At 44.6% G+C, this 12,492-nt stretch carries 12 protein-coding genes; 11 read left to right on the top strand and 1 reads right to left on the bottom strand.

Going from position 1 to position 12,492, the window contains the following annotated elements; all coding sequences use genetic code 11:
• The first annotated feature begins 111 nt into the window (after positions 1-111).
• The 3 genes from LGT40_RS04385 to LGT40_RS04375 all read left to right on the top strand — a co-directional run bounded on the left by LGT40_RS04385 (position 112) and on the right by LGT40_RS04375 (position 4,299).
• A complete protein-coding gene (locus tag LGT40_RS04385; RefSeq protein ID WP_226073942.1) occupies positions 112-819 on the top strand; it encodes a response regulator transcription factor in 708 nt (235 codons plus the stop codon).
• Positions 816-2,165 (top strand): sensor histidine kinase, encoded by a 1,350-nt coding sequence (locus LGT40_RS04380; protein WP_226073940.1) that lies wholly within the window; start codon positions 816-818, stop codon positions 2,163-2,165. Before LGT40_RS04385 ends, LGT40_RS04380 begins: the two co-directional genes overlap by 4 nt.
• A 115-nt stretch (positions 2,166-2,280) precedes the next feature.
• Positions 2,281-4,299 (top strand): TonB-dependent receptor domain-containing protein, encoded by a 2,019-nt coding sequence (locus LGT40_RS04375; protein WP_226073938.1) that lies wholly within the window; start codon positions 2,281-2,283, stop codon positions 4,297-4,299.
• Positions 4,300-4,371: 72 nt separating this feature from the next.
• Here the strand turns inward: LGT40_RS04375 and LGT40_RS04370 are convergent, their stop codons facing one another.
• Positions 4,372-5,736 carry an MATE family efflux transporter gene (locus LGT40_RS04370; protein WP_226073936.1) on the bottom strand — a complete coding sequence of 455 codons (1,365 nt, stop codon included), beginning with the start codon at positions 5,734-5,736 and terminating at the stop codon, positions 4,372-4,374.
• 276 nt (positions 5,737-6,012) lie between these two features.
• Between LGT40_RS04370 and lepA the strand changes: the two genes are divergently transcribed.
• The 8 genes from lepA to acpS all read left to right on the top strand — a co-directional run bounded on the left by lepA (position 6,013) and on the right by acpS (position 12,492).
• The gene (gene lepA / locus LGT40_RS04365; protein WP_226073934.1) at positions 6,013-7,809 is read left to right on the top strand and encodes a translation elongation factor 4; all 1,797 of its coding nucleotides are present in this window, start codon (positions 6,013-6,015) and stop codon (positions 7,807-7,809) included.
• Positions 7,810-7,822: 13 nt separating this feature from the next.
• Entirely contained in the window at positions 7,823-8,584 is a 762-nt protein-coding gene (gene lepB, locus LGT40_RS04360) for a signal peptidase I (protein WP_226073932.1), read from the top strand.
• 95 nt (positions 8,585-8,679) lie between these two features.
• Positions 8,680-9,060 (top strand): DUF4845 domain-containing protein, encoded by a 381-nt coding sequence (locus LGT40_RS04355; protein WP_226073930.1) that lies wholly within the window; start codon positions 8,680-8,682, stop codon positions 9,058-9,060.
• On the top strand, positions 9,057-9,740 hold the full coding sequence (gene rnc / locus LGT40_RS04350; RefSeq protein WP_226073920.1) for a ribonuclease III: 684 nt from the start codon (positions 9,057-9,059) through the stop codon (positions 9,738-9,740). Before LGT40_RS04355 ends, rnc begins: the two co-directional genes overlap by 4 nt.
• Complete coding sequence (era, locus tag LGT40_RS04345) at positions 9,737-10,642, top strand: GTPase Era (protein ID WP_226073918.1); 906 nt, start codon at positions 9,737-9,739, stop codon at positions 10,640-10,642. The genes rnc and era overlap by 4 nt, the downstream gene beginning before the upstream one ends.
• A gap of 12 nt (positions 10,643-10,654) precedes the next feature.
• Positions 10,655-11,371: a DNA repair protein RecO gene (gene recO / locus LGT40_RS04340; protein ID WP_226073910.1), complete on the top strand. Its 717-nt coding sequence runs from the start codon at positions 10,655-10,657 to the stop codon at positions 11,369-11,371.
• A gap of 12 nt (positions 11,372-11,383) precedes the next feature.
• Positions 11,384-12,115: a pyridoxine 5'-phosphate synthase gene (pdxJ, locus tag LGT40_RS04335; RefSeq protein WP_226073900.1), complete on the top strand. Its 732-nt coding sequence runs from the start codon at positions 11,384-11,386 to the stop codon at positions 12,113-12,115.
• Complete coding sequence (gene acpS / locus LGT40_RS04330) at positions 12,112-12,492, top strand: holo-ACP synthase (RefSeq protein WP_226073898.1); 381 nt, start codon at positions 12,112-12,114, stop codon at positions 12,490-12,492. Before pdxJ ends, acpS begins: the two co-directional genes overlap by 4 nt.

The following is a 12,492-nucleotide window of genomic DNA, read 5'->3' as shown; positions in this document are numbered from 1 at the left end:
TTTTTTTTGTCTCAAATTATGGCGCTGAAAAAACACAGTTTCTTATTTGGTGATTTGGCTTTATCATTAATGATAACTATTATCATCTAGAATAAGAAAAAGCTGTATAACATGTTGGACAAAAATAATGCGCCCGTCAGCATCCTGATTGTTGAGGATGATTTAGTCCTGAATCATCAGTTAAAACAGTTGCTCGAAAAACAACATTTCATCGTGACCCAACAATTTAACGGTGAAACAGGCCTACTTACAGCTGTGAATAATCACTTTGATCTGATTCTTCTTGATGTGGGCTTACCCGAACGTGATGGCTATTCAGTATTGAATACGCTAAGACAGAGTCGACACACCCCGGTGCTTATTCTAACTGCTCATGGTGCGGAGGAAGAACGCATTATGGGCTTTAAAAATGGTGCTGATGATTATCTGCCAAAACCCTTTAATTTTACCGAGCTGGTGCTACGGATAGAGGCTATTCTCAGACGAGCAAGGGGCAACAGTAATCTTTATCAACATAATGATTCAATTTTGCACTACCAGGGCTTAACAATGAACAGGCAGCACCAGCAGGTGTTTTTCTATGAACGTGCAGTGCAACTAACGCCCATACAGTTCAAATTATTATGGACATTAACGAAGCACGCTAATCAGCTATTAAGCAAACCACAGCTTTATCGGTTGGTCATGGAACGGGATTTCAGTCGCTATGATCGAAGTCTCGATATGCATATGAGTCGTGTCAGACGCAAATTGCTGGAGGCTGGTATGCCGATTGATCAATTACAAACCGTGCATGGCAACGGCTATATATTGTTATGAAGCGTCGGCTTTTCTGGAAATTATGTACCACGATTACCGTCGGTACTATTGCCTTATTCTGGGTTATTCATCATCTGATTCTGCAAACCGAACAGCATATGAGTTTTATAGCTAAAGCCGATCAACAGCAATTAATCGAGTATGCTGCGCAGGCAGAAAAACTCTATCTACAGGGGAAATACCAACAACTCGCCGAATGGATTAAAACGATACAACAGCGCGAAGACACCTGGGTGGCAGTGATCCGCTCAAAGCTTACGCTAATGGCGGATAGTGAAATGGATGACTATTTTATAGAAAACTTCGCGTTGGGCAGAGATATCAGCTGGAAGATTCATCTGTATTTTGCTCAAAATCCGATCATGGATATCACCTTTGCTGATGGGCATACCCATTTTCTGATTCGTCTACCTCAACGTATGCGGCCTGGTGGATATTGGCCTTATACCAGTCTGTTATTACAAATTGCTTTACCCATGCTGTTGCTGGCAATCCTGAGCATGGTCATTTATCGACATGTTATGTCCCCGTTAAGACAACTCGAAAAGGCCACCAAGCAATTCAGTGATGGCGATTATCAGGTCAGAGTTCGTGATGATCTTGGTGCACGTAACGATGAAATAGCAAGCTTAGCCAGCACCTTTGACAGCATGGCAGAACGAATAGGTAATCAGATTCTGACTCAACGACACCTGACATCAGATTTATCACATGAATTAAGAACACCGTTAACCCGTATAGAGCTGGCATTGAGTATCGCTGAACAAGCACATCCAAATGATCAATCTTTGCAGCGTATTCGGCATGAATGCCAGCAAATGAGTCAGTTAGTGGAAGATGCGTTAACCCTTGCCTGGCTAGAGAATGAGCAGCCTTCGTTACAGACTGCATCACTGGATTTGACAGATTTGATCGACTGTATTGTGGATAATGCCCGCTTTGAATTTCCCCGACACGTCATCACTGTTCAAACACAGGAAACAGCTTATCTGCAGCAAAGCAGTGATCGTGCATTAGGACACGCAATTGAAAATATATTGCGTAATGCACTTTCGCACACTCCGCCAAAAGGCACGGTCAGCTTAACGCTGAAACAACACCAGGACCATTATGATTTGCTTATTGATGATCAGGGGCCCGGTGTTGCCAAAGAACACCTGCAAAATATCTTCAAACCCTTTTACCGTATACCAGGAGCTCAATCTGAAACCTATAAAGGGTTTGGGGTAGGTCTGGCACTTGCACGACGCCAAGTCGAAGCGACAGGCGGAAAGTTATGGGCACAGATTCATCAACACGGTGGCCTAAGAATGGTCATGGAGTTGCCACTGACCGGTAAAAGTTAAACCTCAGCAAGTTTAATCAATTGTAACAATTGTAAATTTGGTTTTAATCTCAGTTCACACTGACTAGAATGCGAATCTGTTTTATTTGATAATGATTATTATTCGCGAGGTTGATGTGATTATAAAACGGAAAATTGTAAGCCATCAGACGATTTTATCCCTGGCAATAGCATCTGCTTTGTCAGGCCAGGTTGTGTGGGCGGAAGAGAGTGACAGCATTGAGCTTGAGGTTGTAAAAGTGACGGGGAATACCATTACCCCAGAACTTAATAGCGTTACATCAGAACAGATTGAAAAACTACAGCCAACTGATTTGCAGGATCTTTTCAGCCAGTCGCCAGAAGTGACTATTGGCGGTGGTCCTGGTTTTGCCCAAAAACTCTATGTTCGTGGTATTGAAGATCAGCTGTTAAATATCACTATTGATGGTGCACAGCAGGCGACCCGACAATTTCACCACGCTGGACGTATCAGTATTGAGCCTGAATTATTAAAACGTGTCGAAGTCAATGCGGGCGCGGGTAATGCTTTGTCCGGTCCGGGCGCATTAGGCGGCTCAGTTAAATTTGTCACCAAAGACCCAGAAGATATGCTCAAACCGGGTGAAAATTTCGGTGGTCTGGTCAAAGGCATGTTCTCCAGCAATACCGATAGTTTTAAAACAAGCACAACTTTGTATGGAAAATTGACCGAAGACTGGAGTGGCATGGTTTCTTATACGCAATCAGATGTCGACAATTATGAAGATGGAAATGGTGATGAAGTATTAGGAACAGAAGCTGATCAAGATTATCTGTTTGCAAAAGTAGTCGGACATTTGACCGACAGTCAAACGGTACGTCTCAGTACCGAAAAACATAAAGATGAGGGTGATAGAACCCAGCGTCCTCAATGGATATTCAGTCCTCCACCATCAGGAGCGCCAGATAACCGAGGAAATCTGATATATCCAATTGATAGTGAACGTAAAACGGTCACTTTTAACTATGAACTGAACCCACTTGATAATGCTTATGTAGATTTAGCACTGACTCTTTACAATACCGAAACAGAGTTTTTTCAAGACGGATTTTTCGGTCCTTTCACCGGCACAGGTGAGAGTACCGGTTTCGATTTACGTAATACCTCTATCTTAGGTAGGCATGCAATCACCTATGGTGTTGATTATCGCCAAGATGAGTCCAGTGCCGATGGTGATGGCGAAAATTACAAAGATAAGTCAAAGGTTAAGGGCGTTTATCTTCAAGATGATATCCAGTTAACCGATACATTATTGTTAAGCGCGGGTCTTCGTTATGATGATTATGAATTAGATACCGATTTTGGCAATACTTCTCATAATGAAAGCGATGTCAGTTCAAATATCGGTTTGAATTATCACTTTACAGATAACTGGAGTGCGTTTGCTTCCTATGCTGAAGCCTTCAAAGGTCCTTTGGCACAGGATGCGTTTAAACTCGGCTTTACAACGCAAGCCGAGGATTTGAAACCTGAAAAGGCAGAGAATATTGAGTTCGGCGTTGCCTATGACTCGGCAACATGGTTTGGCTCAGCCAAAGCCTATAGAAGTGAAATCAAAGATGTTATTGGAGTTTCAGGAACGGTAGGTCCAGCTAGAAATATCTTTGATAATTTGGGTGACTTAGAGTCGAATGGTTATATCCTGGAAATAGGTCATCGCTGGGATAGCTTGATGGCAAGAGTCAGCTATCATTACAACGATGCCGAAGTGGATGGCGTGGAAGCGAACGCTTATGATCATAATGGTATCGCCAATACAGTTCGCGACACAGTGATTGCTCAGCTTGATTATCAGCTTAATTCACAATGGAATTTTGGTTGGAATGCACGTTTTGTTAAAGGCCGTGATGATATTGATTTTGTTGATCAAACTGCATTCCCTGATGCAGAAATTGACCAACCAGGTTATGGCATTCATGACTTTTATACGCAGTGGAGACCATCACTATCGGAAGATGTACGAATCACGCTTACCGTACAGAATATTTTTGATAAAAATTATATTGATCACGCGAGCGTAGCCGATTTCACCAATTTACCAGATTATGGTCTGGTGAAAGGCTATAACGAACCAGGCCGTGATGTCCGTCTGAGCGTGGCTTGGCAGTTCTAGACCATCAAGCAAGCTTCCCCTGACAGTGTTTGGTGAACCTTGGCCGGATGTTGCAATGACATCCGGCCTTTTCTATATTGAATTAACTTTTCTCTTAATAATTTTGCCCGGAGAATATTTCCAGCACAGTAATAGAGCCAGAATGAACGTCAGCCATTCTGCCAGTGGCAGGGCAATAAGAAATTGCTTTTCGGGTAACCATATTGCAAGCAGTAGTAATAAACCTGCAGGCAGGATTAAGCCACGTGATAAAGCCACACTCATTGAAGGCAAAGGCTTTTGCATGGCGGTTAAATAAACCGACAGAGTCACGTTCAAACCGTTAACAATAAAGAGTGGCCAAACCAGCAGAATAAACTGAGCGGATAATTGCTGACTTTCCCCGGCGCCATCCTGCAAAAACAATTGAATTAACCAGTGAGGATAAAGCAGCAGCACGCTGACGATCGACAGTGATAAAGCCAGCACTATCACCATGGCGGTGATTAAAAAATCTTTTATCCGCTTTGCCTGGGCTGCGCCATGGTTCTGACTGATTAACAAATGCAGTGCGTCGGCGATACCGTAATAAATCATCAAACTGATAAAAATCAGATAATTTATTACTGCAAATGCCGCTAATCCGCTGACGCCCTGATAGGTAATCAATAACCAGTTCATCAGTAAAATCACAAGACCGCCCGACAGTTCATTCACAAATTCGGAAAGACCGTTATAGGAAACATTCGCTACTTCAGACCAGTTTCCCGGTCGCAAAATCAACATTAAACGACGATGTTTACCGCGAAAATAAGTTGCAAGAATCAGCATTTGCATAATTTGAGCCATCAATGTGGCCAAAGCCGCGCCTTTGAGTCCCATGTCCAGAACGATAATAAAAAGTGCATCGAGCAGAATATTAATCAATGCGCCTGCTACCAATGCCGATGTGCCTAATGTTTGATGGTTATCCAGTCGGATAAAATAGTACAAAACCATGCTGGTCACTTGTAAAACCAGCACGCCGCAAATAATGTGGAAGTAAGGCAGGACCAATGTTATCAATCCATCTGTCGCGCCAAGCAGTATGAGGATCTGCCGATCCCACACAAATGAAATGCTCATAAACAGCAGACCTACAACAAAGATGCTGATCAGACATTTACTGAATACTGCGGAAGCCGGCTGGATTTTGTTTTGTCCTAAGTAATTACCGGCACGCACAGCCCCCCCAATGGACAGCATTAAGGCAATGGCAAAAACCAGTGTGAAAAATGGAATCAACAGGGTGATCGCGGCCAATCCTGCAGAGCTGACAAATTGCCCGATAAAAATTCCATCGACAATGCTGGCGGTGGTAATCGCCAACAAGCCCAGAATGGATGGAATGGCAAAGCGGAGAAAAGTGGAAATGATCGGACCGTAGAGGACGTCATTGTCTGTTTGGCTGGCCGGCATTTGGGTTCCGTGGGTCATGAATAACAGGAGGAGAGAGCTTAATGCTAATGATGATTAATATTTAAGCAATGCTTTTAAACAGATCATTTGTGTTGAATACAACAAAACAGGCTAGTATCACGGTATTTATTATCGTTATAAGTCAGTTAAGTGCGTATAATACCGGGTCATTTGCACGATGCGGGATTCGCATTGGCGATACATTCTTAATCATGGAGCTGAACACATTTTGCAACACGTCCTTTCAATCTCCGACACGTTCATAATCATTACTCAATGAAAAATATTAGAAACTTCTCAATCATTGCTCATATCGACCACGGTAAATCCACCATAGCAGACCGCTTTATTCAAATTTGCGGTGGTTTGACTGCGCGGGAGATGTCCCAGCAAGTGCTTGATTCAATGGATATCGAAAAAGAACGCGGTATTACCATCAAGGCACAAAGTGTGTCGCTGGATTACACCGCAAAAGATGGTGAGACCTATCATCTGAACTTCATTGATACACCCGGACACGTGGATTTCTCCTATGAAGTTTCCCGCTCATTAGCGGCTTGTGAAGGGGCTTTGCTGGTCGTGGATGCTGCGCAAGGGGTTGAGGCACAGAGCGTTGCCAACTGCTATACCGCGATTGATCTGGGATTGGAAGTGCTTCCGGTCTTAAACAAAATTGATTTACCCGCTGCCGAGCCTGACCGGGTCGCGCAGGAAATCGAAGATATTATTGGTGTCGACGCATTGAATGCGGTGCGCTGTAGCGCCAAAACCGGTGTGGGTATTGATGAAGTTTTGGAAGAACTGGTTGCGCGTATTCCACCGCCACAAGGTGATCCGGAAGGACCATTAAAAGCGCTGATTATTGATTCATGGTTTGATAGCTATGTGGGGGTTATTTCCCTGGTACGAATCAAACAGGGCCGACTGAAAACCCGCGATAAAATCAAAGTCATGTCGACTGGTCAGGAGTATCAGGTCGACGAAGTAGGCGTTTTTACGCCTAAACGCAGTAAACGCACAGCCTTGAATTGTGGTGAAGTCGGCTATGTTATTTCCGGTGTCAAAGAAATTGATGGTGCGCCAGTAGGGGATACGTTAACCACCTCTCAGCATGGTGCCACCGAGATGTTGCCCGGCTTTAAATCGGTCACCCCACAAGTCTATGCCGGTGTTTTCCCGGTCAGCAGCGATGATTATGATGCGTTTCGTGAAGCGCTTGGTAAGTTACGGTTAAACGATGCGTCACTGTTTTTTGAACCAGAAAACTCTCAGGCCCTGGGTTTTGGTTTCCGTTGTGGTTTCCTGGGGTTGTTGCATATGGAAATCATCCAGGAACGACTGGAACGCGAATATGATCTGGATCTGATTACTACCGCGCCAACGGTTGTTTTCGAAGTTGTAACTAAAAAAGGTGATGTGCTGAAGATTGAAAATCCAGCATCACTTCCAGATGCCGGTTCGGTGGAAGAAATTCGTGAACCTATCGTTATTGCCGATATGCTGGTGCCGCAGGACTATCTGGGGGCAGTCATTACTCTTTGTGTCGAGAAACGCGGCGTACAGAAATCCATGCAATATATGGGCAAACAGGTTGCCTTAAGTTATGAATTACCGATGAATGAAGTGGTGATTGATTTCTTTGATCGTATTAAATCGGTCAGTCGGGGTTACGCTTCGCTGGATTATCACTTTATTCGTTTTGAAGCAGCGGCATTGGTTAAATTGGACGTGTTAATCAATGGCGAAAAGGTCGACGCTTTATCGATGATTGTGCATAAAGACCAAAGCGTCTCGCGTGGCCGACAACTCGTTGAAAAAATGCAGGAGTTGATTCCGCGTCAAATGTTTGATGTCGCGATTCAGGCCGCCATCGGCGGACACATTATTGCGCGTTCAACGGTCAAAGCCATGCGGAAAAATGTTTTGGCAAAATGTTATGGAGGCGACGTTTCTCGCAAACGTAAATTGCTAGAAAAACAAAAAGCCGGTAAAAAACGAATGAAATCCATCGGCAAAGTGGATGTGCCGCAGGAAGCCTTCTTGGCGGTTTTGCAGTTATCGAAAAAATCATAATAAGGAGCGTCAAGTGAGTTTCCCAGCAATAATGGTGTTACTGGTCGCGATTACCGGCCTGATATGGTTGTTAGATCGATTTTGGTTAGCACCACAGCGGGCAGTAAATGAAAATGAACCGGCTATTGTTGAATACGCCAAATCCTTTTTCCCGATTATTCTTTTAGTGCTGGTTATACGCTCATTTGTCGCCGAGCCATTCCGCATTCCTTCTTCATCAATGTTGCCGACTTTGCATATCGGCGATTTTATTTTGGTGAACAAGTTTTCCTACGGCATCCGATTGCCAGTGCTCAATACCAAAATTTTAGATACTGGTACGCCACAGCGTGGCGATGTCATGGTGTTTCGTTATCCAGAACAACCGGAAATTGATTACATCAAACGTGTTATCGGTTTGCCGGGTGATAAGGTCGGTTATTTCAATAAAACCCTCTACATCAACGGCAAAGAAATTGAACAACAAGCCGGTGAAAAGCCAGCTGAGTTGGCCGGAATGATCGCTCCGCGCGCTGAGCTGAAGCAGGAGAAACTGATGGGTGTGACTCATGACATTCTTCTGGATCCCCAACGCATGTCGATGGAAGGTGAAATGACGGTTCCGGAAGGGCATTTCTTTGTTATGGGCGACAATCGCGACAACAGCAATGACAGCCGTGTCTGGGGAACCGTACCGGAAGCGAATCTGGTAGGTAAGGCATTCTTTATCTGGATGAGCTGGAACTGGGATCAGGGCGGCATCGTCTGGTCGAGAGTGGGACAGTCTATTAATTAGTGTCTGTTGAGCTTTCATTTCCAGCGCTGTTGTAAATTAATAATTGCCACCAGCAGGGGTGGTGCTGAAAGATAATGAGATCCGAGGAGAGCAGCATGAAAAAACAACAAGGAATGACGTTAATCAGCTGGGTAATTGTGCTGGCAATCATTGCATTTTTTGCCACGATAACCATGCGATTGGTACCGATGTACCAGGAATACTATGGTGTTTTACAAATTATGAAGTCCATGGAAACGGAATTAAAAAATAATAAACTGACCAATGAGCAGGTCATGTTGCTGTTGAGCAAACGCTTTAATACCGGCTATATATCAAGCGTTAAAAAAGAAAATATTGAGCTTTCCCGCGGTAGAAGCAATGCCTACGTCACCAAAATCGTCATTGATTATGAAGTGCGTAAACCTTTTATCGCACATATAGATTTAGTAGGACATTTTGTCACTGAAGTGGATGTGGAACCAGCCAGTCGATGATCAACATCAAGCAAAAAAAGCTTTGCCAGCAACTCGGCATTTTGTTTAACAACGAAGAACTTTTACTGCAAGCACTGACTCATCGCAGTGCCGCATCAAAAAATAATGAAAGGCTTGAATATCTGGGCGATGCTATTTTAAGTTTTGTTATCGCTGAAGAATTGTTTAATCGTTTTCCACAGGCGAAAGAAGGCAAGATGAGCCGGTTGAGAGCCAGCCTGGTCAAAGGTGAAACGCTGGCTGAAATTGCTCGTGAACTGAAGTTAGGCGAAGTATTAATTCTTGGCCAGGGCGAATTGAAAAGCGGCGGCTTCCGTCGTGAATCGATTTTGGCTGATGCATTGGAAGCCATTTTTGGCGCGTTATTTCTGGATAGCGGAATTGAGGTGGTCAAACCCTTGATTCTTCGTCTTTACGATGAACGATTGGACTCAATCGACGTCACCGAAACGGTAAAAGATCCGAAAACCCGTCTGCAGGAATTATTGCAAAGCCGTAAATTACCGTTGCCCCTTTACAGTGTAAAAGAAATTGAATCCGCCGATAAACAGCCTATATTTGAGGCATCCTGTCAGGTGAGTTTACTGAATAAATTAGTCGTGGCTCAGGGAAGCAGTCATCGTAAGGCTGAAAAAAAAGCCGCTGAACGTGCCCTGACGCTAATCGAGTCAAAATTATGAATGATCAACAAGCTTTCCGCAGTGGTTACGTAGCCATTATCGGTCGTCCCAATGTCGGCAAATCAACTTTGATTAATCGGGTGTTGGGACAGAAATTATGTATCACCTCCCGTCGTCCGCAAACCACCCGTCACCGGATTCTGGGCATCAAAACAAATGATGTCAGTCAGTTTATTTATGTCGACACACCAGGCATTCACAGCGATGGCAAACGGGCAATGAACCGTTATATGAACCGTGCCGCTGCGGCATCTTTAGAAGATGTGGATGTGGTGGTCTTTGTGATTGAAGGCATGAAGTGGACGGAAGAGGATGAGCGGGTTTTACAGAAACTTAAGGAAACCACCAAGCCAGTCATTTTGGCGATGAACAAAATCGATAAGCTGGAAGATAAAGCGACTTTGTTTCCACAGGTAGAAAAGCTGGCGGCAATGTTTAAATTTACCGATATCGTGCCTTTATCAGCGCGTAAAGGGATCAATCTGGAATCTCTTGAAGAGTCGATATACAAACTAATGCCGGAAGGCGAGATGATCTTTGATGAAGATCAACTGACCGATCGCAGCTCACGCTTCCTCGCTGCCGAAATGGTGCGTGAAAAACTGTTTCGTCATCTGGGTCAGGAATTGCCCTATTCTCTGACGGTAGATATCGAACAGTTTGAAGATGATAACGGGATGTTTCGTATCAGCGCGGTTATATACGTAGAGCGTAGTGGACAGAAATCCATCGTCATTGGCAAAAAAGGCGAGCTGCTTAAGCAGGTCGGCAAAGACGCTCGCGAAGATATGGAAAAATTATTTGGTTGCAAAGTTTTTCTGCAATTATGGGTTAAAGTCCGTGAAGGCTGGTCTGATAACGAGCGCATGCTCAGAAATCTGGGCTACAACGACGATCTTTAATTAGGCTCCCCGGTGGAATTCACCCAGGCATTTGTTCTCCATCAACGCCCATACCGGGAAACCAGTTTGCTTGTGGACGTATTTACGGCTGATCATGGTCGGTTAAGTCTGGTAGCGCGAGGTATGCGGCAAAATAAACGTCGCCACAATAATTCACTGCAACTATTCCAACCGTTGTGGTTGAATTGGTTTGGCAGGGGAGACTTGCTGACGTTAAGCAAAATCGAAACGACCAGCGCACCATACTGGTTACAAGGGCACGCCACTTTATGCGGTTTGTACATCAACGAGCTACTGGTCAGATTGTTAACGCAACAACAAGCTGAACCTTTGGTGTTTGATGCCTATCAAAAAGCATTAGAAGGTTTACAACATACTGGCCAGACGGAACCGGTATTAAGACTTTTTGAAAAACGCTTGCTGGAAGCATTAGGTTATGGTGTGGATCTCGGCGCTGATAGCCAGGGTGATCCGGTTGAAGCACATCAACACTACAGCTATCAGCCTGATCTGGGTTTGTTGCCATGCTTGCCAAATGACAGCAAACGCATTATTTCAGGGGAAAGTTTGTTGCGACTGCAACAGGAAAATCTGGATGATCCGATGAGCCTGACTGAAACAAAGCAATTAATGCGTTTGATAATAAACTACTATTTAGATGGCAAACCGCTGAAAAGCCGGCAGTTGTTTGCTGAAATGCAGCGTTATGCCGGTATTAAAAACAGTTAATTAAGGAACATCATGTCGATTTATCTTGGCGTCAATATTGATCATGTGGCTACGTTAAGACAAGCCCGTGGTACCCGTTATCCTGATCCCATTCAAGCGGCTATTGAAGCTGAACAAGCCGGAGCTGACAGTATTACGCTGCATTTACGTGAGGACCGTCGGCATATCCAGGATCGCGATGTCATGATGCTGGCCGATATTCTGCAAACCAAAATGAATCTGGAAATGGCTGTCACCGAAGAAATGTTAAGCATTGCTGAACATTACCGGCCTGCCGACTGCTGCCTGGTACCTGAACGCCGTGAAGAGCTGACAACCGAAGGTGGACTGGATGTTGCCGGACAACAATCGCGGATGCACGATGCCTGTGTTCGTCTGGCAGAAGCCGGTGTGACCGTGTCATTATTTATCGATCCCGAATTAAAACAGATTGAAGCGGCGGTGGCCTGCGGTGCGCCGGTGATTGAATTACATACAGGACGTTATGCCGAAGCCGGCTCCGCAGCAGAAGCCAAAAAAGAACTGAAGATCATTCGTAAAGCCGCTGAACAGGCCCATGCGATGGGATTACAGGTTAATGCCGGACATGGGTTGCATTATCACAATGTACAGCCAATTGCGGCGATTAAAGAATTGGTCGAACTCAATATTGGTCACGCTATTGTGGCGCGATCATTCTTTACCGGCTTTCAGTCAGCGGTGCGTGAAATGAAACAACTGATGTTGGAAGCCCGGCGCGGATGATCAGTGGTATTGGCACAGATTTGGTGCATATTCCCCGTATAGCTGAAATGTTAAATAAATACGGTGATAAAGCTGCGCAACGGATACTGGATATGGCCGAATTCGAGCAGTTTCAAAAAAACAAACAACCGGCGGCATTTCTGGCAAAACGGTTTGCGGCCAAAGAAGCAACGGCCAAGGCTCTGGGCACTGGATTTCGTGATGGATTGAGTTTGCAGCATATTGCTGTTCGCAATAACAGTCTGGGGAAACCGGAACTGGTGTTTCATGATTATGCCGAGCAATTATTAGCTGACAAAAATATTCAGACAGCCATGCTCAGCCTCAGTGATGATGGTGATTATGCCACCGCCTACGTTGTGTTAGTGGAAGGTTAG

The organism is Methylophaga pinxianii, assembly GCF_020447225.1.
Lineage (GTDB): Bacteria > Pseudomonadota > Gammaproteobacteria > Nitrosococcales > Methylophagaceae > Methylophaga > Methylophaga pinxianii.
This window is presented reverse-complemented; position numbering and strand designations above follow the sequence as displayed.